Raw genomic sequence first — 19,960 nt, forward strand, 5'->3', positions numbered from 1 at the left:
CGGGGATACCACCCGCCGCCTTGGCGTCCAGCGCGTCGATGTCCAGTTCGACGTCGTCGCGTTCCAGGCCGGCGGCGAACACGTTCACCAGCGCCTGCAGGTCGGCGGCGGTGACGGTCTCGTCCAGCGACACGGCCAGGCGCGCACCGTCGATGCGGCGCAGGTTGATGTGCTCGCACTCGGCGGCCGTGATGATGGCGGGCGTGGCCGCGCCGGTTTCCAGCAGCAGCGTGTCGAAGAAGGTGTCGTTGGCGACCTTGATGCCCAGCTTGCCGAGTTCGGCGCGCAGGATGGCGGTGTAGCGCTGCACGCGCTCGGCGATGCGGCGGATGCCGGCCGGGCCGTGCCAGACCGCGTACATGCCGGCCATCACGGCCAGCAGCACCTGCGCGGTGCAGATGTTCGAGGTGGCCTTCTCGCGGCGGATGTGCTGTTCGCGCGTCTGCAGCGCCAGGCGCATCGCCGGGTTGCCCTGGGCGTCCTTGGACACGCCGACCAGGCGGCCGGCCATGTTGCGCTTGAAGGCGTCCTTGCAGGCCATGAAGCCGGCGTGCGGGCCGCCGAAGCCGAACGGCACGCCAAAACGCTGGGCCGAACCGATGGCGATGTCCGCACCCCATTCGCCGGGCGCGGCCAGCAGCGCCAGCGCCAGCAGGTCCGTGGCCACGGCCACCACCGCGCCCTGCGCGTGGGCGGTTTCGGCCAGCTTGCGGTAATCGGCCACCGAGCCGGTGCTGTGCGGGTACTGCAGCAGCACGCCAAAGCATTCCGGCAGGCCTTCGGCCTCGTCGCCGACGGCGATCTCGATGTCCAGGCCCTCGGCGCGCGTGCGCACGACTTCGATGGTCTGCGGATGCACGTGGCGCGAGATGAAGAACACCGGGCTTTGCGACTTGGCGCTGCGGCGCGCCAGCGTCATGGCTTCGGCGGCGGCGGTGCTTTCATCGAGCAGCGAGGCGTTGGAGATGTCCAGCCCGGTCAGGTCGGCAACCATGGTCTGGTAGTTCAGCAGGGCCTCCAGGCGGCCCTGCGAGATCTCGGGCTGGTACGGCGTGTAGGCCGTGTACCAGGCGGGATTCTCGAGAATGTTGCGCAACACCACGTTGGGCGTCTGCGTGCCGTAGTACCCCTGGCCGATGTAGTTGCGGAAGACCTTGTTGCGGCCGGCGATCTGCTTCAGTTCGGCCAGCACGTCGGCTTCGCTGCGCGACGGCGGCAGCGCCAGCGGCGCCTGGCTGCGGATCTTGGGCGGCACGACTTCTTCGATCAGGGCGTCCAGGCTGGGGCTGCCGATGGCGGCGAGCATGGCGGCCTGGTCGGCGTCGGAGGGGCCGATGTGGCGGGAAATGAAGTCGGTGTGGGTGTCTAGGGCGCGCGACATGGGGGGGATCTCGGGATGGCGGTGTCGTCGGGAGGGACGGACGGTGATGCATGGACGGGCGGCGGCGCCAGCGCCGCGCCCGCCCTGACGGACTTAGCCGTTGGCGACGGCTTCGTAGCCGGCGGCGTCCAGCAGCTTGTCGGCATCGGCGGCGTTGACCGGCTTGATCTTGAAGATCCAGGCGGTGAAGGCCGATTCGTTGATCAGGTTGGGGTTGCTTTCCAGCTCGTCGTTGAACGCGACGATTTCGCCGGCCACGGGCGCGTAGATGTCGGAGGCGGCCTTGACCGACTCGACCACGCCGGCGGTCTCGCCCGCATTCAGCTTGGCGCCGACCTTGACGTCGCCGACGAAGACCAGGTCACCCAGCTGGTCCTGGGCGGTATCGGTGATGCCGACGACGAACACGTCGCCTTCGGCTTTGACCCATTCATGGGACTCGGTGTACTTGCGATCGGTGGGCAGACTCATGGGAACTCCTGGGGGGATTCGGATAAGGAAATGGTGTTGCGCGCCTCGCGCCGGCGGCCTGCCCCGAGGGCCCGGCCAGCGGCGCGAAGCTTCGAGTTTACGAGTGTTCGACGGCTTTGCCGTTACGGACAAACGGCAGCTTGCACACCAGGGCGGGCACCCACTTGCCGCGGATGTCGACCTCGACCGTGTCGCCCGCGACCACGCCTTGCGGCAGGCGGGCAAAACCGATCGACACGCCCAGCGTCGGCGACATGGTGCCGCTGGTGAGTTCGCCCGTGCCGTTCTTGGTGCGCACCGCCATGTGGGCGCGCATCACGCCGCGTTCCTGCAGCTTCAGGCCGACGAAGGCGGCGGGCGTGGCCAACTGCTCCAGCGCGTCGCGGCCGATGAAGCGGCGCTCGGGGTTCTTCAGGGACACCGTCCAGGTCAGCGCGGCTTCGCCGGGCTGGGTCAGTTCGTCCATGTCCTGGCCGTAGAGGTTCATGCCGGCTTCCAGGCGCAGCGTGTCGCGCGCGCCCAGGCCGGCCGGGCGCACGCCCTGGGCCGCCAGGTCGCGCCACAGTTGCACCGCCTCGGCGGCGGGCAGCACGATTTCGAAGCCGTCTTCGCCGGTGTAGCCGGTGCGCGCCACCAGGGTGTCGTCGCCGACGCGGGCGGCCACGAACGGGGTCAGCGACTCGCTGGCGGCCTGCCAGGCGGGGCGCGCGGCCCAGACCTTGGCGCGGGCATTGGGGCCCTGCACGGCGATCATGGCCAGGTCGCGGCGCGGCGTGATGGTGACGTCGAACTTGCCGGCCTGCCTGACGCGCTGCATCCAGGCCATGTCCTTGTCGGCAGTGCCGGCGTTGACCACTACGCGCCATTCATCGGCGGCGAAGAAATACACGATCAGGTCGTCGATGACGCCGCCCTGCGGGTTCAGCATGCAGGTGTAGAGCGCCTTGCCGGGCACGGTCAGCTTGGCGACGTCGTTGGCCACCAGCCGCTGCAGGAAGGCGTAGGCATCGGGGCCGGCGATGTCGGCGTTGAGCATGTGCGAGACGTCGAACATGCCGGCGTCCTGGCGCACCGCATGGTGCTCTTCCAGTTGCGAGCCGTAGGCCAGGGGCATGTCCCAGCCGCCGAAGTCGACCATGCGGGCGCCAGAGGCGATATGTTCGTCGGCCAGCGGGGTGCGTTTGAGGGGTGCGGACATGCGCGGGTACTCCGGAGCGGCAGCGTTGCCAGGGTTACGGAATGCCGCCGGCGGACAGGATGCGCCCACGCAACGGCTGAATCTTCCGCCCCTCTGTCCTTTTGCCTGAGAGTTGCCCCGCGTGGCGGGTTTGCACCTTCGGCGCCTGGGCTGCTCGCTATGTCCCTGATTGGGCAGCGGCGCCAGGTCTCTCCAGAGTGCTGCTTTGCCGAGTCCGCGCGGTGAAAACCGGGACAGGGCAAGCATGCGCGGTATGGGATACCTGAGCGATTCCGGGCGAATTGCGCCTTCGGCGGCAGCCGCGAACGGCCGCTCTCTCCCGCAACATGCGTGACAGCGCCGAAAGCATACCGCGAAACGCGATTGCGTTGTTGATCCGTGAACCCGTGAACGCTGGCCGGTCGCCGCGCCGCGCCCGTGTCAGCCCAGCGCGGTGTCCAGCAGCATCATCAGCACGAAGCCCAGCATCAGCCCGCAGGTGGCGTAGACCTCGTGCCCCTTGCGGTGCGATTCGGGAATGATTTCGTGGCTGATCACGAACAGCATGGCGCCGGCGGCAAAGCCCAGGCCCCACGGCAGCAGCGCCGCCGACCAGCCCACCACGGCCGCGCCCAGCACCGCGCCCACCGGCTCGACCAGGCCGGACAGCATGCCCAGCGCCACCGCGAACGCGCGCTTGTAGCCGGCGGCGATCAATGCCACGGCCACCACCAGGCCTTCGGGGATGTCCTGGATGGCGATGCCGGTGGCCAGCGCCGTGCCGCGCACCGGGTCGTTGCCGGCGTAGCCGACGCCGATGGCCAGGCCTTCGGGCAGGTTGTGCAGCGTGATGGCGAAGACGAACAGCCAGGTGCGGCGCAGCCGGTGCGCCTCGATGCCCTCGCGGCCCTTGATGAAATGCTCGTGCGGCAGCAGCCGGTCCATCAGCAGCAATGCCGCCGCCCCCAGCAGGATCGCGGCGCCCACGGTCAGGCCCGCGCCCCAGGGGCCCGCGCCCTGCGACTCGGCAGCCGCGATGCCCGGCGCCACCAGCGAGAATGCGCTGGCCGCCAGCATCACGCCGGCGCCGAAGCCGAACATGCTGTCCTGCATTTTCTGGGGGATGGTGCGCGCGAACAGGATCGGCAGCGTGCCCGCCGCGGTGGCGCCGGCGGCGACCATGCCGCCCAGCAGCGCGTCGGCCACATGCGGGGCATTGGCATCGAAATAGATCCACATCTGGTGCAGGCCCAGGCAGGCCACCAGCACCGCCAGCGTCCAGACGCTGACGCTGGTGGCCGCGGGCCGGATGCGATGACGGCTGAAGGTGTTCATGATCCACTGCCCCCGCGCAATGCCGGCTCAGCCCACGGCGGCGGCGTAGCGGCGCGCCACCTCGGACCAATCGATCACATTGTAGAAGGCGCCGATGTATTCCGGGCGGCGGTTCTGGTACTTGAGGTAGTAGGCGTGCTCCCACACGTCTAGCCCCAGGATCGGCGTGTTGCCCTGCATCAGCGGGCTGTCCTGGTTGGCGCTGCTTTCCACCGCCAGCTTGCCGTCCGGCGTCACGCTGAGCCAGGCCCAGCCGCTGCCGAAGCGCGTCAGCGCCGCCTTGGTGAAGGCATCGCGGAAGGCTGCCTGGCCGCCCATATCGGCATCGATGGCGCGGGCCAGCGCGCCGTCGGGCTCGCCGCCGCCGCGCGGCGACATCACCGCCCAGAACAGGCTGTGGTTGGCGTGGCCGCCGCCGTTGTTGCGCACCGCGCCACGGACGGCTTCGGGCAACTGGTCGATGCGCGCCACCAGGGCCTCGACCGGCTCGTCGGTGGCGATGCCGGCGCCTTCCAGCGCGGCGTTCAGGTTGTTGACGTAGGCCTGGTGGTGCTTGCTGTGGTGGATCTCCATCGTCAGCGCGTCGATATGCGGCTCGAGCGCGTCGTAGGCGTAAGGCAGGGGCGGCAAGGTATAGGCCAAGTCGGTCTCCATCGGGCGACGCCGCTGGCGGTAGCAAGCGTCTGATTTTTTTGAAATACAAATGATAGGCATTTTTATTTGATATCACAACGACAACGTCGCAATGCCTGTCATGCAGTCAGGCTATGGGAGGGGACAGGCCTGGGCGGGCAGCACGAAGCGTGCCCGCGCCGACGGGCGGGAAAAGCGTGGGTGAAGCGCCAGGAGCGCCTAGAGCGCCTTGCCGCAGGCCACGCCCGAGGCCCAGGCCCATTGGAAGTTGTAGCCGCCCAGCCAGCCGGTGACGTCCACGGTCTCGCCGATGAAGTACAGGCCAGGGGTGGCGCGGGCCTGCATCGATTTCTGATCCAGGCCGCGGGTATCGACCCCGCCGCGCATGACCTCGGCCTTCTTGTAGCCGGCGGTGCCGCTGGGCACCAGGGTCCACTGGTGGATGTCCTGCGCCAGCGCGCGCAGGGTCTTGTCCGGCGCATCGGCCAGGCGCAGCGCCGCCAGGCCCGGCTTGCCGCCCTGCTCGGCCAATTGCAGCCAGCGGTCGGCCAGACGCTTGGGCCACAGGCCGGCCAGCACCGTGTGCAATTGCTGCCGGTTGCCCGACTTGGCCGCCAGCAACTCGGCCGCGAGGTCGCGCCCCGGCGCCAGGTCGATGACGATGGGCTCGCCCGGCTTCCAGTAGCTGGAGATCTGCAGGATCGCCGGGCCCGACAGACCCCGATGGGTGAACAGCAGGTCTTCGAGGAACTCGCCGCGCGCCTTGCCTTGCCCCGTCGCCAGATTGACCTCCAGCGCCACGCCGGACAGCTCCGACAGCGGCTGCCATTGCGCCGCGTCGAAGGTCAGCGGCACCAGCGCCGGCCGCGGCTCGACCACCTTCAGGCCGAACTGGCGCGCCAGCTTCAGGCCGAAGTCGGTGGCGCCCAGTTGCGGGATCGCCATGCCGCCGGTGGCCACCACCAGCTTGGCGGCGCGGATTGCGCCCTGGCTGGTGCGCAGTTCGAAGCCGGCCTCGCCATGGGCCACCTCGGCCACCTGGCAGCCCATGCGCCACTGCACGCCGCCGGCATCGCATTCGGCGCGCAGCATCTCGATAATGGACTCGCTGGAATCGTCGCAGAACAGTTGGCCGCGGTGCTTCTCGTGCCAGGCGATGCGGTGGCGCTTGAGCAGCGCCAGGAAGTCCTGCGGCGTATAGCCCGACAACGCCGACCGGCAGAAATGCGGGTTGTCGGAGAGGAAATTGGCGGGTCCCGCGCCGAGGTTGGTGAAGTTGCAGCGGCCGCCGCCCGAGATACGGATCTTCTCGGCCAGGCGCTCGGCGTGGTCCACCAGCACCACGCGCAAGCCGCGCTGGCCGGCGACCGCGGCACACATCATGCCGGCGGCGCCGGCACCGAGGACGGCGACATCGAACATCGGGACTCCGGACCTGATCAGTCTTCGATCAGGCAGTCAACGTAATAACGCTTCTCGCCGTCCGGACCCACTTCGTCGGCCAGGCCGTGGATGTAGGTTTCGAAGCCCGGGAAGCGTTCGTTGAACTCGCGCGCGAACTGCAGGTACTGGACGATGGTGCGGTTGAAGCGCTCGCCCGGAATCAGCAGCGGGATGCCCGGCGGATACGGCGTCAGCAGCACGCCGGTGACGCGGCCTTCGAGCTGGTCGATGTCGACACGCTCGACCTCGCGGTGCGCCATGCGGGCGAAGGCGTCGGACGGCTTGAGCGCCGGCACCATGTCGCTCAGGTACATCTCGGTGGTCAGGCGGGCCACGTCGCGCTCGCGATAGGCCTCGTGGATCTGCTGGCACAGGTCGCGCAGGCCCATGCGCTCGTAGCGGCGGTGGTCGCGGCAGAATTCCGGCAGGATGCGCCACAGCGGCTGGTTGCGGTCGTAGTCGTCCTTGAACTGCTGCAACGCGGTCAGCAGCGTGTTCCAGCGGCCCTTGGTGATGCCGATGGTGAACAGGATGAAGAACGAATACAGGCCGGTCTTCTCGACCACCACGCCGTGCTCGGTCAGGTACTTCGAGACCAGCGCGGCGGGGATGCCGGTTTCGCCGAAGCTGCCCGACATGTCCAGCCCCGGCGTGATGACCGTGGCCTTGATGGGGTCCAGCATGTTGAAGCCTTCGGCCAGGTCGCCGAAGCCGTGCCAGTGGTCGTTCGACTCCAGGATCCACTCGTCGCGGTTGCCGATGCCTTCGGACACCAGGCGGTTCGGCCCCCAGACCTTGAACCACCAGTCATTCTTGCCGAACTCGGATTCCACCTTGCGCATGGCGCGGCGGAAGTCCATGGCTTCGCGGATGCTTTCCTCGACCAGCGCGGTGCCGCCCGGGGGCTCCATCATGGCCGCGGCCACGTCGCACGACGCGATGATCGCGTACTGCGGCGAGGTCGAGGTGTGCATCAGGTAGGCTTCGTTGAAGACGTTGCGGTCCAGCTTGCGGGTCTCGGATTCCTGCACGATGATCTGCGAGGCCTGCGAGATGCCGGCCAGCAGCTTGTGGGTGGAGTGCGTGGCGAACACCATCGCGTCCTGGCTGCGCGGGCGGTCCTGGCCGATCGCGTGCATGTCGTGATAGAACTCGTGGAACGACGCGTGCGGCAGCCAGGCTTCGTCGAAGTGCAGCGTGTCGACATAGCTGCCCAACTGCTTCTTGATCATCTCGACGTTGTAGATCACGCCATCGTAGGTGCTTTGCGTCAGCGTCAGGATGCGCGGGTTCTTGTTGACGGCTTCGCGCGCGAACGGGTTGGCCTCGATCTTCTTGCGGATGTTATCCGGATGGAACTCTTCCAGCGGGATCGGGCCGATGATCCCCAGGTGGTTGCGCGTCGGACGCAGGAACACCGGAATCGCGCCCGTCATGGTGATGGCGTGCAGGATCGACTTGTGGCAGTTGCGGTCCACCACCACCACGTCGCCGGCGGCGACGTTGGCGTGCCACACCACCTTGTTCGAGGTCGAGGTGCCGTTGGTCACGAAGAAGCAGTGGTCGGCATGGAAGATGCGCGCCGCATTCAGTTCGGACTCGGCCACCGGGCCGGTGTGGTCCAGTAGCTGGCCCAGTTCGTCGACGGCGTTGCAGACGTCGGCGCGCAGCATGTTTTCGCCGAAGAACTGGTGGAACATCTGGCCCACCGGGCTCTTCAGGAACGCCACGCCGCCGGAGTGGCCGGGGCAGTGCCACGAATAGGAGCCATCCTGCGCGTACTTGACCAGCTCGCGGAAGAACGGCGGCGGCAGGCTGTCGACGTAGCTGCGCGCCTCGCGGATGATGTGGCGCGCCACGAATTCGGGAGTGTCCTCGAACATGTGGATGAAGCCATGCAGCTCGCGCAGGATGTCGTTCGGAATGTGTTCCGAGGTGCGCGTCTCGCCGTACAGGTAGATGGGGATGTCGGCGTTGCGGAAACGCAGTTCGCCAATGAACGTGCGCAGGTTCTTGATCGCGCTGGCCACGTCCTCGGGCGAATCCACGTCGAATTCCTCGTCGTCGATCGACAGGATGAAGGCGCTGGCCCGGCTCTGCTGCTGGGCGAACGAACTCAGGTCGCCGTAACTGGTCACCCCGATCACCTCGACGCCCTCGGCCTCGATCGCCGCGGACAAGGCGCGGATACCCAGACCGGACGCGTTCTCGGAACGGTAGTCCTCGTCGATGATGAAGATGGGGAAGCGGAATTTCATGCAGGCGCTCCTGGGGGCAAGGCGAATCGGACCGGGTTGGCGGACGCGAGTGTACTTCTAGTGAAAAACCGTCTGATGACAGGCGGGCGCGAGGTTCCCGCCGACGGCGGGAATGGCGGAATTGTAGGGCTGTTTTCCTCCAGGGCCAGTCAACCCCGAAAAGAGCGGCCCGCCCGCGACCGGTGGCCAGGTTTCCGCCGGGACCCAGGCTTGGCCACGCGGCCGGGCGACGATGGCGGCAAGCGAGGCGCCCGGCGCGCCCCGCGGCATGGCGTGCCGCGACGCCGGGCCACAGGCCTCGTCCAAGGGCGACGCTCTTGCTGACGGAAAATGGCCGCTAGCGGATGGTGACGTCCTGGCCCGCCGCCAACGCCGCCAGGAAACGCTCGAAATAGGGAGGGATGGCTTCGGCGGCGCCATAGCGGATGCGCCGCTCGACCTTGGCGATGGCGCCAAAGCAGACCTCGGCCGCCGGCCCGCCGCACACCAGCACCACCGGGTCTTCGTCGTCGCAGACTTCGTACAACCCGCCATGGGCGCGCCGCGCCACCTCGTAGAGGTATGCCGCCGCACCGACTGTCTGCATGGGAGTCAGGGACAACTTGCCCTCGTGCGCGGCTTCGAGCGCGTCGTCGAGGGCATGGACGCTCGACGCGGAATAGTCGAGCCGGGCGCCGGCCGGGCCGGCGGCCTGGACGAAATCCTGCGCGGCATTGACCACGCGCGCCACGAACTCTTCCTGGACTTCGTCGCGCTTGGCGTCCTGGTTTATCTTGAGGAAACCGAACATCATTGGCTCCTTTGAAAACCGCAAGCGGCGTTGACCCCATTATAGGCAGGCTGCGCGCCTATACTGACCGCATGCGGCCCCGACCGTTCCCAATTCCCAACACTCGCTCCGTCCCGTGAATCCCGCTCCGCTCGTCAGACGTCTTGCCGCCGAAGATGCCCCCGCCCTGCGCCAGTTGCGCCTGGACGCATTGCGCGAAACCCCCGAAGCGTTCGGATCGAGTTACGAAGAGGAACACACGCTGACACTGGCGGACATCCGCGCCTGGATCGTTCCGGCGGACGACAGCGCGATGTTCGGCGCGTTCGTCGATCGCGCGCTGGCCGGCATCGTCGGGGTGGCCCGGCAGCGCAAGCTGAAGATGCGCCACAAGGCGCAGATCTGGAGCGTCTACGTGGCGCCCGAGATGCGCGGCCACGGCCTGGCGCGGTTGCTGCTGCGGGCGGCGATCGACCACGCCGCCGCCATGCACGGCGTGCGCACGGTGCTCTTGAGCGTCACCGCCAACAACACCGCCGCCTGCCGGCTGTACGCCAGCCTCGGCTTCGAACAGTATGGCCACGAACAGGAAGCCCTGTGCGTCAACGGCACGCTGTACGACGAACTGCTGATGGCGCTGCCTCTGCCCGCCCGCTGAGCCGCCGCGCCCTTCAGGCGGCGCCCGCGCGCCGCCGCGTGCCGTAGGCGCAAACCTGGTTGCGGCCGCCGTCCTTGGCTTTGTAGAGCGCCTGGTCGGCCGCCTTGATGACCGCGTCCGGCGCCCGCAGCGCCTCGCCGCGCTCGGCCACACCGATGCTCACCGTCACGCGCAGCGGTCGCGTATTGCGGCCGCGCACGCCGCGCCTGCGCAGGCCGATCTGGTCGGCCTTGGGACGCGCCGGCTTGTCGCGCAGGCGCATCTGGTAGGCCTCGATGGCTTGCCGCACGGTTTCCAGGTACGGCATGGCCTCGACCGCCGTCTTGCCCGGGAACACCAGCGTGAATTCCTCGCCGCCGTAGCGATAGGCGTAGCCGCCACCGGACACCCGGCGCAGTTGCGCCGCCACCATGCGCAACACCTGGTCGCCCACGTCATGCCCGTGGGTGTCGTTGAACGCCTTGAAGTGATCCACGTCGGCCATCGCCAGCGTGTAGACACGGCCCATGCGCTGCAGGCGTTCGTTGAGCGCACGCCGCCCGGGCAGGCCGGTAAGCTCGTCGCGGAAGGCCATGTGATAGCCCTCGTGCGCCAGCGAAATGGACAGCGATGTCAGTGCGGCGGCGGCCATCACCGCCAGCTCGATGCCATGCTCGGCGCCGCGCGGCAGCGCCCAGGCCATGCAGACAAAGCCCAGCCACTGGCCGGCTTGCTGCGGCCGCCCATAGCGCAACAGCAGCAGGGTCAGGGTCAAGCCGGTCAGCAGCAACGCCGCCAACGCCTCGAACGGCACCCCCAGCCGCGCCAGCACGCCCTGCACCGGCAGGGCGCCGAACAACTGCGACACCCCTTCCCTGCCCGCCAGCGCGATGGCGGCCGCGCCCACCGCCATCAGGCCCAAGCGGGCCGCCAGATCGCGCAGCATGCCCGCGCGCTCCGGCCACAGCGCGTTGATGCTATAGGCCAGGGACCACCACACCAGCGCCGGCCCCAGCGCCCATGGCGCCTGACTGGCCAGCATCGGCCAGATGGCCATGGCCGCCAGCACCGCCACCATCAACGCCAGGGTCTGCGAGCGCTGGTACATCAGGCAGATGGCCGCCCCGACCAGCGCCATGACCCAGGGCACGAACGGCACGATCAGGGTCAGCGCAGGCGGCCATTGGCGCCACAGCAGCAGCCCCACCGCCGCAATCACCGGCAGCGCAGGGTAGAACAACAGGGGCAGCCAGGGGATATGGGGGTAACGCACGGATAGGGCCTTGCTCACGCTTGCAGAAATGACGTCGCCAAATCGGCAAACACATATGCCATTTTACGGTCGCGACCGCAGGTTCTTTAGCGCGTTACCGACGGTTGCCCATGCCATGCGCCATGCTATGTTTGGCACCCCGACTCCGAGGAAAGACCCCATGCGCATCCTGGTCAACATCGACGTTCCCGATCTCGAAGCGGCCATCGATTTCTATACCCGCGCCTTCGGCCTGGCGCTGCAGCGCCGGCTGGGTCCGGGCGCCGCCGAAATGCTGGGCGCGCCGGCACCGATCTACCTGTTGCAAAAAGCCGCCGGCACCCCGGCCGCTGGCGCCGCGCGCCAGCCCCGCGATTACGCGCGCCACTGGACCCCGGTGCACCTGGACGTAGTGGTCGAGGACGTGGATGCGGCGGTGGCGCGGGCGGTGGCGGCCGGCGCGCGGCTGGAAGACCCGGCGGTCTCACACGATTGGGGCCGCATTGCGCACCTGAGCGATCCCTTCGGCCACGGCATCTGCGTCATGCAGTTCCTGGGCCGCGGCTACGATGCGCTGGCGGCGGACGCGCTGCGCGACGTGCCCGTCACCGAGGCCGATTTCGAAGCCCTGCTGGCGATCCGCATCGAGGCCATGCGCGACAGCCTGGAGCGCCTGGGCCGGTTCGACCCGGAACGGGCCCGGGAGCGGCTGCGCGCCAGCTTCCGGCCCGGCCACACCTGGTTCATCGAACGCGACGGCGCGCGCATCGGCTTCTACGCCCTGCGCCCCGACGGCGCCGGCCTGCGGCTGGATCATCTGTATGTTGTGCCCGCGGCGCAACGGCTGGGGGTGGGCGGCCAGGTACTGGGCCGCCTGCTGCTGGACGCCGACCGGCGCGGCCTGGCGGTCAGCGTGGGCGCGCTGCGCGGCAGCGACTCGAACCGCTTCTATCGCCGCCATGGCTTCGCGCCGGTGGCGCAAAGCGAATGGGACATCGAATACCTGCGCCCGGCGGCGGGCCGCCAGGCTGCGCCCTGAAGCGGCGCGGCCCTGGCGCCGGCCATGCCTCGCCGGGGCGCAATCAGGTGCGCGGCAGGGTCACGCCGCGCTGGCCCTGATACTTGCCGCCCCGGTCGGCGTACGAGGTCTCGCAGATCTCGTCGCTTTCCAGGAACAGCATCTGGGCGCAGCCTTCGCCGGCGTAGATCTTGGCCGGCAGCGGGGTGGTGTTGGAGAATTCCAGCGTGACGTGGCCTTCCCATTCGGGCTCCAGCGGCGTCACGTTGACGATGATGCCGCAACGCGCATAGGTGCTCTTGCCCAGGCAGATCGTCAGCACGCTGCGCGGGATGCGGAAATACTCCACCGTGCGGGCCAGCGCGAACGAGTTGGGCGGGATGATGCAGACGTCGCCCTTGAAATCCACGAACGAGCCTTCGTCGAAGTTCTTGGGATCGACGATGGTGGAATTGATGTTGGTGAAGATCTTGAATTCGTCCGCGCAGCGCACGTCGTAGCCGTAGCTGCTGGTGCCGTAGCTGACGATGCGCCCGCCATTGGCCGTGCGGACCTGACCCGCTTCGAAGGGTTCGATCATGCCGGCTTCGGCCTGGCGGCGGATCCAGCGGTCGCTTTTGATGCTCATGATGGCAAGGTGCTTGGGGAATGAAATGGGCGTCATTTTATCCCGAGCGCCGCCCCGCCCCCCAACGGGGACGGAACGGCGGCGGGCCTCAATCGCCAAAGAAGGTGCGGTACACCAGCGCGATGCCGTTGACCGAGCCGCCTTTCAGGTCCAGCGACAGCCCCCGCGCCAGCCGGTAGCTGGCCCGGCCGACGGTATCGCTGCCGGCCAGCGCCTGCTCGATACTGAGCGTGATGCCATTGGCGAACGACTTGCTGGCCACCAGGAATTGCGTGGCCAACTGGCTGTCGCTGTCGCGGTTGACGTCGCCGGCCACGGTGCGGTCGGGCAGGATGCTGCCCGAACTGCCCAGGTTGCCGGTGCGCACGCTGACATCATCCAGACCGAACTGCTTGTAGAACGGTTCGCCGCCGCCCAGCAGGGCCGTGCCCACCGACAGCAGCAAGGCCGCGTCGCTGCCGCTTTCGTCGGGCCCCCGGCCCAGCAGCAGCCACGACAGCTTCTCGACGTCGCTGACGTCCGGATACGACACCAGATCGATGCGCGGGCGCTGCGCGGTGCCCACCACCTTGACGCCGGCCTCGACCTGTTCGCCGGTGCGCAGCGCCTCGATGTCCAGCAGCGGATTGTCCAGGCGGCCCTGGAAGGTGAGCGTGCCGCGCCGCAGCCGCAATTTCTGACCGTAGGCCTCGATACCGCCGCCACGGGTACGCAGCGCCCCCACTCCGGTCAGGCGGCCGTCGTTCAGCAGAATCTGGATCGATCCGAGCAGGCCTGCGTCCAGCCCCATGCCAGTGATGTAAAAGCGCGGCCCCATGTCGAACTTCAGGTTCATGCTGGTCTGCAACGGCGTCGACACGGCGCCGGGCTTGTCGCCGGGGCGCCGCACCTTGACGTCGTCGTCCAGCGACGGCACGCCCTGCAGGATCTCCAGGCTGAACCAGCCGGCGTCCGCCTTCAGGTCGCCGACGATGTCGATGCGCGGCAGCGCGGCGGTCAGGTCGATCGTGCCGGACACCATGGCATAACGGTCGGAGCGCTGCAACGCCGGGAAGCGGTACAGCGTCAGGCGCACGTTGCCGCCGCCGTCGATCAGGTTCCACTGGCCCTTGGCTTCGGCATAGCCGCCCTTGGCGCCGGGGTCGTTGGTGATCCACTCCTTGGTGCGCCATTCGGCCGGCATCACGCGCAGCGAGGCCGGGAAACGCAGGCTGTCGAGCACCAGCTTGTCGCCGTCCAGCCGCGCCGCCAGCGTGCCGTCGATCAGGCGCACGCCGTCGTCGATGCGCACCACGCGCAGCTTGTCGCCGCGGATCGCGCCGCTCGCGCTCCACTTGCCGCTGAGCGTGCCCTGGGCTTCGAGGTTGGCCTTGACCTGGCCGCCGACCTCCATGGAGTCGCCGACGAACAGGCCGACCCAGGCCAGATCGGTGATATCCGCATCCAGCCTGGCGCGGATCGGCTGGCGCGGATCGAGCGCCATGCCGCCCTTGGCGTCCACCGCCAGCACCGCCGTGCCATTGCCGGCGATCTTGCCCATCTTGTCGGTGGCCAAGTCCAGCTTGGCGTCCAGCCGGCTGGCGTTGGCCGAGGTCGGCGTGGCGGTCAGGTCCAGCACCAGCGCCTTCACCCCCAGCGGCACCGGCGGGTCGCCCGGGATCAGCAGATCGCCGTCGCGCCGCGCGATGCGGGCGCGGCCGGCCAGGCGGCCGTCGAATTTCAGGTCCCAGGACGCGTCCAGCGCGATGCGGCGCTGGCTTTCCGCCACCGTAGCATTGACGCGCTTCGGTCCTTTGTTCATCTTGGCCGCGGCCTCCGGGTCGACGGCGGCGATCACCTGCCGCGCCATCGCGGCGGTGATGACCAGGTTGTCGGCCTGCCCGGCGGTTTCCCAGCGCTTGGCGTCGCCGCGCGACCCCTTGTGCGCGATCGCCAGTTTTTCCTTGCCCGGCAGGGCCACCCCCAGCACGGTCTGGCCCACCTGCCACTGCCATTGCGGCGCCACCGCCGCCGGCAGGTAAGACAGCGCCACGGGCCGGTCGACCGAAACGGTGAAGCCGGCGCTGTCGGCCGTCAGGCGCGAAACCGTGCCGCGCCAACCGGTCAGGGCTGCGTCGGCCGCCCCCGGTGCGCCTTTGCCCCAACCGCCGGCGAAGGCGAGCGTGGCCTGGGCCCGCGATTCGCCCAACACACCGGGGCGCGGCTTGGGCGGGTTGTAGCCGGCGGTGATCTCGGCCTTATGGGCAGCGATGGTGCCGCCGAGCTTGCCCTTGAGGTCGGCGCCGCCCGGAATGCCGGGCCAGAATGCATCCAGCTGCGGCGCCTGCGCGTCCAGCGTCAGCGCGCCGTCGGCCTCGCCGATCTCGCCCTGCGCCCGGATCCGGTTGGCGCCCAGCTTGAGATCGACGTCCAGGCCGTGGATGCGCAGTCCGGCCAGCAGATCGGCGGCGGGCGTACCGGCTTCGGGCTTGGTAGCGGCGGGCTTGGCGGCTTCGGGCATACCGGCTTCGGGCGTACCAGCGGCGGGCTTGACCGCGGCATCGGGGACTGGCTGCGCGGCATCGGGGCCCGGTGCCACGGCGCTGGCCTGCGGGCCGGCGGCGGGCGCGGCGATATCCACCTGGGCCTTGACCGCGCCCGCCAGCGCCTGCTTGTTCCAGCGCGCGCCGTCTTCGAAGCGCAGGTCGATCGCGGCCTGGCGCAACTGGCTGAGGTTCTCGAACTCGGCGCTCAACTGCGCGCTGGCGCTGACGATCGCCGGCGGAATCGCGTCACCCAGCCAGGGCGACAGGTCCAGGCGCCGCGCCCCAACGGTGCCGACGATGCGGTCACGGCCCGGCTGGCCGTCCACGGCCCGCAGGTCCAGGCGCGCCGACAGCGTCGACTGGTCCGGCAACCGCACCTCGGCCCGCGCGCTGCGCAGCACCAGCGGCGTGCGCGGCGCCAGATCGGCCATCACCTCCAACGCCAGACCGGCGCCGGTGCCATCCAGCTTGGCCTGGATGCCGTCCAGCGAGCCTGCCGCATCGGCCTGCAACATCACCTGGCAGGCCGGCGCCGGCGGGCCGACGAACGCATCCGTGGTTTTAGCCTGGGCGCCCTCGGTCGGCGTGGCGGAGGACGGCCTGGCGCCGGCGGCGGCCTTGGCGGATTCCCCCTTGGCCTTGCCGGCCCGGGGCTTGGCCGCCTCGGACGCCTTGGGCCTTTCCTCTTGCGGTTTCGCGGGCGGCGCGAACTTGCCGCTCAACTGATCGGCCTGGCACAGCGGCGAGGCCGGGCCCGATCCGCGCGCCATCACATCCAGCCGCGCGGCGAACGGCCAGGGATCGGCCAGGCCCTGCAATTCGGCTTGCCCGCTCAGTTGCGCCTGGCCGACCTCGTGGCCCACGCGCAGATTGGCGATGCGCAGCTGCGCGCCCTGCTTGCCGGCGGCGAAAGTGGCATTCAGGTCGCCCAGTTCGACCGGTAGCGGCTGGCCGTCCTGCAGCAGATGGAATTCACCCAGCGCCAGCCGGTCCACGGCGATATCCACCGGCAACGACGGCAAGGTGAAGGGTTCCTCGTCGCCCTTGGCGGTGGCTTCGTCGCTGGCGGTCAGGGCGATTTCGACGTTGCCCGCCGAGATCTCGCGCACGTGCAGCAAGCGATTGCCCAGCGCGCGCCAACGCACGCTCAGGCGCAGGTCGCTGATGCCGATGCGGGTGCCGCTGATGTTCAAGTCGAGCCGCCCCACGTCCAGCCCGCGCAGGACCGAGCCGCGCACGTCCAGCGCCTGGCCGTCCAGTTGCTGGGCGGCGGTGGTCAGCAGCAGCCGGGTGCCGGTCTGCGAGGCCAGCAGCCAGAACACGAAGCTGCACGCCAGCACCGCCAGCATCGCCAGCCCCGGCAGCCACCACACCAACAGGCGCCGCAGGAATCCGCGCAGCGCCGTCAAAACGCGATCCCCAGCGAGAAGTGCAGGCGCAGGTCGCGCTCGCGCTGGCCGTAGGCCACGTCCAGGAACAGCGGGCCGGCCGGCGTGCGCACCCGCGCGCCCACGCCGTAACCGACCGCCAGCGACATGTCGCCGAACGACTGCGCCGCGTCGCCGGCATCGACGAACACGCCCATGCCCCAGCGTTCGTTGAAGTAATGGTCGTACTCGATGCTGCCGACCACCAGCGTGGGCGCCCCCACGATGGCCTTGTCGCGCTTGAGGCCGATGCTCTGGTACTTGTAGCCCCGGATCGAGCGCGCGCCGCCGGTACGGAAACCGAAATCGTCCGGCACCTGCACGTTGCCATTGGACCAGACCCGCCCGACCTCGCCGCGCACGGTCAGCACGTCCAGCTTGCCGATCGGCCACCATTTCTGGGCCCGGAAACGGGCGCGGGTGTAGGGCTCGCCGGTATCCAGCGTCACGCCCACGCCACCGCCCAGCGCGATCAGATTGCCCTCGCGCGGGTCGTACTTGTTGTCCACGTCGCGCCGCAGCCACTCGCCGGTGGCGGTCAGCGTGGGCAGAGAATATTCGTCGCCGCCGTCGATCTTGACGTCGTCGTGCGCCAGCAGCAGGCCCCAGCGGGTTTCGTAGGTGACCCGGCTGTCGCCGGCACCCTTGCGCTCCTGGCTGCGGGTGGCGCCCAGGGCGTAGCGGGTCACCGCCAGGCCCTGGATGTCGGAATGCTGCGCCAGCACCCCGATGGAGTCCTTATAGCCGCGCTCGGTCGGCGGCAGCAGGAAGTCGGTGTAGACCCGTTGCTGCAGGCGGTCGACGCTGAAACCGGATTCCATGGTCACCGGCTGGCCGAACACCACGTTCTGGCGGTAGAGCGACTCCAGCCGTACCCCTGCCTCGTCGTCGACGCCGAGCGAGACCGACAGGCGCTTGGGCGGCGCCTCGACCACGCGCACCTGCACCGGCAGCGTCACCTCGCCGTCGGAATCGTACTTCGCCGGCGGCGGCGGCAAGGCCCCGGACACCAGGGGATCGCCAGCGGGGGTGACTTCCGCAACATCGGCCGCGCCGGGCGCGCGGGCGCGGTCGCTGGCGGGCTCGGCGGGCTGCTGGGCATCGCCCGGCTGGCGCACCGACACAAAGGCGCCGCGGAAAAACGCGGTCGATTGCAGGTCCTGCTGCCATTCGTCGAGGCGGTTCTGGTCGTAGACCGCCCCCGGCGAATAACGCACATAGCGGGTGATGAGCTTGGGCGGCACCCGTTCCAGCCCTTCGGTGCTCAGCTCGCCCATGCGCACCTGCGGCCCGCTGTCGATAGTGACGCGCAAGGCCGCCGAGGCCGCGTCGGCTTGCACTTCGGCCTCGGAGGCCGTCATGCGCGCCAGCATGAAATCACGCACCGACACTTCATCCAGCAACGCCGACTTGGCCTTGTTCCAATCGGCGTTGATGAAGGGCTGGCCCGGCTTGAGCAGCCAGTCGTCGCGCAGCTTCTGCACCCGCTGGGCATATTCCGGCCGCGTGATGCGGCCGGTGAAGGTCAGGTCGACGGACGACACCGTGGTGCGCTTGCCCGGCACGATGCCGATGTCCCAGGTTTCGCCGCCGATGTCGGTGCCGGCCTCAAGTGTGACGGTGGGCGAGAAATACCCCTGCGTGGCCAGCGCGGCCAGCGTGGCGTCGCGGGCGCGGCGCCGCAGGCGGTTGATTTCGCCGCCGTCCTGGTCTTCAGCCAGGCGCGCGATGGCGCCCACCGCCTCGGTGATCGCCTGCAGCGCGGCCGGCGGCACGCCGCCCGGGTCCACGATGATCTCCGGGCGCTTGGCCGCAGCATCGCCCGCCACTACGCAAAGTCCAGCCAAGAAGGCCCGGGCCGCCCACCGCATGCGTTACGACGGCTGCTGCACGACGATGGACGGGAATTTCCCGGCCATGTCACGGGGCAGCGCCGCAACGCCGGCCGCCAGTTTGCGGGCGATGGCGCGGTACAACCCGGCCGCTTCGCTGCCCGGGTCCGCCACCACGGTCGGCGTGCCGGCGTCGGTCTGCTCGCGGATCGCCAGCGTCAGCGGCAGGCTGCCCAGCCAGGGCGTGCCGTACTGCTCGGCCATGCGCTGGCCGCCGCCTTCGCCGAAGATGTGCTCGGCATGGCCGCATTGCGAGCAGATGTGGATGGCCATGTTCTCGACCACGCCCAGGATCGGCACCTCGACCTTCTGGAACATGCGCAGGCCCTTGCGCGCGTCCAGCAGCGCCACATCCTGCGGCGTGGTGACGATGACGGCGCCCACCACCGGCACTTTCTGCGCCAGCGTCAGCGCCACGTCGCCGGTGCCCGGCGGCATGTCGACGATCAGGTAATCGAGATCGCGCCAGTTGGTCTGGCGCAGCAACTGTTCGAGCGCCTGCGTGACCATGGGGCCGCGCCAGATGGCGGGCGCGTCGGCATCGATCAGGAAACCGATGGAGTTGGCCTGCAAGCCATGGCCGGTAAGCGGCTCCATGCTTTTGTTGTCCAGGCTTTCCGGACGGCCCGAGATGCCCAGCATGGTCGGCACGCTGGGGCCGTAGATGTCGGCGTCCAGCAGCCCGACCTTGGCGCCCTCGGCGGCCAGCGCCAGGGCCAGATTCACGGCCGTGGTGCTCTTGCCCACGCCGCCCTTGCCGGAGGCGACCGCAATAATGTTACGCACATTGGGCAACGGCTTGAGGCCCTTCTGCACCGCGTGCGCGGCTACTTTCCAGGACACGTCCACGTTGGCGCCGGGCACGCCGGCAGCCTCCAGCGCCGCGCCCGCGATGGCGCGCACCTGATCGCGCGCCGCGTCGGCCGGGTAGCCCAGTTCCAGCGCCACGGTGACGCGGGCGCCGTCGATTCGAATGTCACGATCTTTTACAGAAACACCCAGGTCCAGGCCGGTATTCGGGTCTTGCGCGCCGCGCAGCGCGGCGCGGATGTGTTCTATCGTTATACTCATGTCACTATGGTTCCGTAGGCAGCGCGGCGTCTGCGGGCCGCCA

General features: G+C 69.1%; 15 protein-coding genes and 2 riboswitches. Of the genes, 2 read left to right on the forward strand and 13 right to left on the reverse strand.

Translation table 11 applies throughout. From position 1 onward, the window contains the following. The 8 genes from gcvPA to AC6LKG_RS11535 all read right to left on the reverse strand — a co-directional run. Nucleotides 1-1,381, reverse strand: a 1,381-nt coding sequence (gene gcvPA, locus AC6LKG_RS11500) for an aminomethyl-transferring glycine dehydrogenase subunit GcvPA (RefSeq protein WP_498164509.1), incomplete at its 3' end; no start/stop codon positions are given. Nucleotides 1,382-1,474: 93 nt separating this feature from the next. Further along, nucleotides 1,475-1,852 carry a glycine cleavage system protein GcvH gene (gene gcvH, locus AC6LKG_RS11505; protein WP_006385867.1) on the reverse strand — a complete coding sequence of 126 codons (378 nt, stop codon included), beginning with the start codon at nt 1,850-1,852 and terminating at the stop codon, nt 1,475-1,477. Nucleotides 1,853-1,949: 97 nt separating this feature from the next. Continuing rightward, on the reverse strand, nt 1,950-3,050 hold the full coding sequence (gcvT, locus tag AC6LKG_RS11510) for a glycine cleavage system aminomethyltransferase GcvT (protein WP_498164511.1): 1,101 nt from the start codon (nt 3,048-3,050) through the stop codon (nt 1,950-1,952). Nucleotides 3,051-3,133: 83 nt separating this feature from the next. Beyond that, a riboswitch (glycine riboswitch) is annotated at nt 3,134-3,256 on the reverse strand. 33 nt (nt 3,257-3,289) lie between these two features. Then, nucleotides 3,290-3,382: riboswitch (glycine riboswitch) on the reverse strand. An 88-nt stretch (nt 3,383-3,470) separates the two neighbouring features. Then, the gene (locus tag AC6LKG_RS11515) at nt 3,471-4,364 is read right to left on the reverse strand and encodes a ZIP family metal transporter (RefSeq protein WP_498164513.1); all 894 of its coding nucleotides are present in this window, start codon (nt 4,362-4,364) and stop codon (nt 3,471-3,473) included. 27 nt (nt 4,365-4,391) lie between these two features. Continuing rightward, on the reverse strand, nt 4,392-5,006 hold the full coding sequence (locus AC6LKG_RS11520; RefSeq protein WP_498164610.1) for a superoxide dismutase: 615 nt from the start codon (nt 5,004-5,006) through the stop codon (nt 4,392-4,394). A gap of 210 nt (nt 5,007-5,216) precedes the next feature. Continuing rightward, nucleotides 5,217-6,419 (reverse strand): BaiN/RdsA family NAD(P)/FAD-dependent oxidoreductase, encoded by a 1,203-nt coding sequence (locus AC6LKG_RS11525; RefSeq protein ID WP_498164515.1) that lies wholly within the window; start codon nt 6,417-6,419, stop codon nt 5,217-5,219. A gap of 17 nt (nt 6,420-6,436) precedes the next feature. Further along, a complete protein-coding gene (locus AC6LKG_RS11530; protein WP_498164517.1) occupies nt 6,437-8,698 on the reverse strand; it encodes an Orn/Lys/Arg family decarboxylase in 2,262 nt (753 codons plus the stop codon). 337 nt (nt 8,699-9,035) lie between these two features. Continuing rightward, on the reverse strand, nt 9,036-9,488 hold the full coding sequence (locus AC6LKG_RS11535; RefSeq protein ID WP_498164611.1) for a hypothetical protein: 453 nt from the start codon (nt 9,486-9,488) through the stop codon (nt 9,036-9,038). Nucleotides 9,489-9,603: 115 nt separating this feature from the next. Here AC6LKG_RS11535 and AC6LKG_RS11540 point away from each other — a divergent pair, with 115 nt between their 5' ends. Further along, nucleotides 9,604-10,125, forward strand: a complete 522-nt coding sequence (locus AC6LKG_RS11540; protein WP_498164518.1) for a GNAT family N-acetyltransferase — start codon at nt 9,604-9,606, stop codon at nt 10,123-10,125. Between the two features lie 13 nt (nt 10,126-10,138). Here AC6LKG_RS11540 and AC6LKG_RS11545 read toward each other — a convergent pair whose 3' ends face one another. Continuing rightward, nucleotides 10,139-11,377 carry a GGDEF domain-containing protein gene (locus AC6LKG_RS11545; RefSeq protein ID WP_498164520.1) on the reverse strand — a complete coding sequence of 413 codons (1,239 nt, stop codon included), beginning with the start codon at nt 11,375-11,377 and terminating at the stop codon, nt 10,139-10,141. 160 nt (nt 11,378-11,537) lie between these two features. Between AC6LKG_RS11545 and AC6LKG_RS11550 the strand changes: the two genes are divergently transcribed. After that, nucleotides 11,538-12,395, forward strand: coding sequence for a GNAT family N-acetyltransferase (locus tag AC6LKG_RS11550; protein ID WP_498164521.1), 858 nt, complete (start codon nt 11,538-11,540; stop codon nt 12,393-12,395). Between the two features lie 43 nt (nt 12,396-12,438). On the opposite strand, the gene dcd is transcribed toward AC6LKG_RS11550, so the two are convergent. From dcd to apbC, 4 genes are all read right to left on the reverse strand, one after another. Beyond that, nucleotides 12,439-13,002: a dCTP deaminase gene (gene dcd / locus AC6LKG_RS11555; RefSeq protein ID WP_006385856.1), complete on the reverse strand. Its 564-nt coding sequence runs from the start codon at nt 13,000-13,002 to the stop codon at nt 12,439-12,441. Between the two features lie 88 nt (nt 13,003-13,090). After that, nucleotides 13,091-16,936, reverse strand: coding sequence for a translocation/assembly module TamB domain-containing protein (locus AC6LKG_RS11560; RefSeq protein WP_498164522.1), 3,846 nt, complete (start codon nt 16,934-16,936; stop codon nt 13,091-13,093). Beyond that, nucleotides 16,933-18,825 carry an autotransporter assembly complex protein TamA gene (locus tag AC6LKG_RS11565; RefSeq protein WP_498164524.1) on the reverse strand — a complete coding sequence of 631 codons (1,893 nt, stop codon included), beginning with the start codon at nt 18,823-18,825 and terminating at the stop codon, nt 16,933-16,935. The genes AC6LKG_RS11560 and AC6LKG_RS11565 overlap by 4 nt, the downstream gene beginning before the upstream one ends. 3 nt (nt 18,826-18,828) lie before the next feature. Continuing rightward, nucleotides 18,829-19,917, reverse strand: a complete 1,089-nt coding sequence (gene apbC / locus AC6LKG_RS11570) for an iron-sulfur cluster carrier protein ApbC (protein ID WP_498164526.1) — start codon at nt 19,915-19,917, stop codon at nt 18,829-18,831. Between the last annotated feature and the right edge of the window lie 43 nt (nt 19,918-19,960).

This window comes from Achromobacter sp. 46006 (assembly GCF_059761975.1).

Coding starts and splice junctions, on each gene's coding strand:
- AC6LKG_RS11515 (WP_498164513.1), bottom strand. CDS start 4,364: ATGAACACCTTCAGCCGTCATCGCATCCGGCCCGCGGCCACCAGCGTC.
- gcvH (WP_006385867.1), bottom strand. CDS start 1,852: ATGAGTCTGCCCACCGATCGCAAGTACACCGAGTCCCATGAATGGGTC.
- AC6LKG_RS11565 (WP_498164524.1), bottom strand. CDS start 18,825: ATGCGGTGGGCGGCCCGGGCCTTCTTGGCTGGACTTTGCGTAGTGGCG.
- AC6LKG_RS11535 (WP_498164611.1), bottom strand. CDS start 9,488: ATGTTCGGTTTCCTCAAGATAAACCAGGACGCCAAGCGCGACGAAGTC.
- dcd (WP_006385856.1), bottom strand. CDS start 13,002: ATGAGCATCAAAAGCGACCGCTGGATCCGCCGCCAGGCCGAAGCCGGC.
- AC6LKG_RS11525 (WP_498164515.1), bottom strand. CDS start 6,419: ATGTTCGATGTCGCCGTCCTCGGTGCCGGCGCCGCCGGCATGATGTGT.
- apbC (WP_498164526.1), bottom strand. CDS start 19,917: ATGAGTATAACGATAGAACACATCCGCGCCGCGCTGCGCGGCGCGCAA.
- gcvT (WP_498164511.1), bottom strand. CDS start 3,050: ATGTCCGCACCCCTCAAACGCACCCCGCTGGCCGACGAACATATCGCC.
- AC6LKG_RS11530 (WP_498164517.1), bottom strand. CDS start 8,698: ATGAAATTCCGCTTCCCCATCTTCATCATCGACGAGGACTACCGTTCC.
- AC6LKG_RS11550 (WP_498164521.1), top strand. CDS start 11,538: ATGCGCATCCTGGTCAACATCGACGTTCCCGATCTCGAAGCGGCCATC.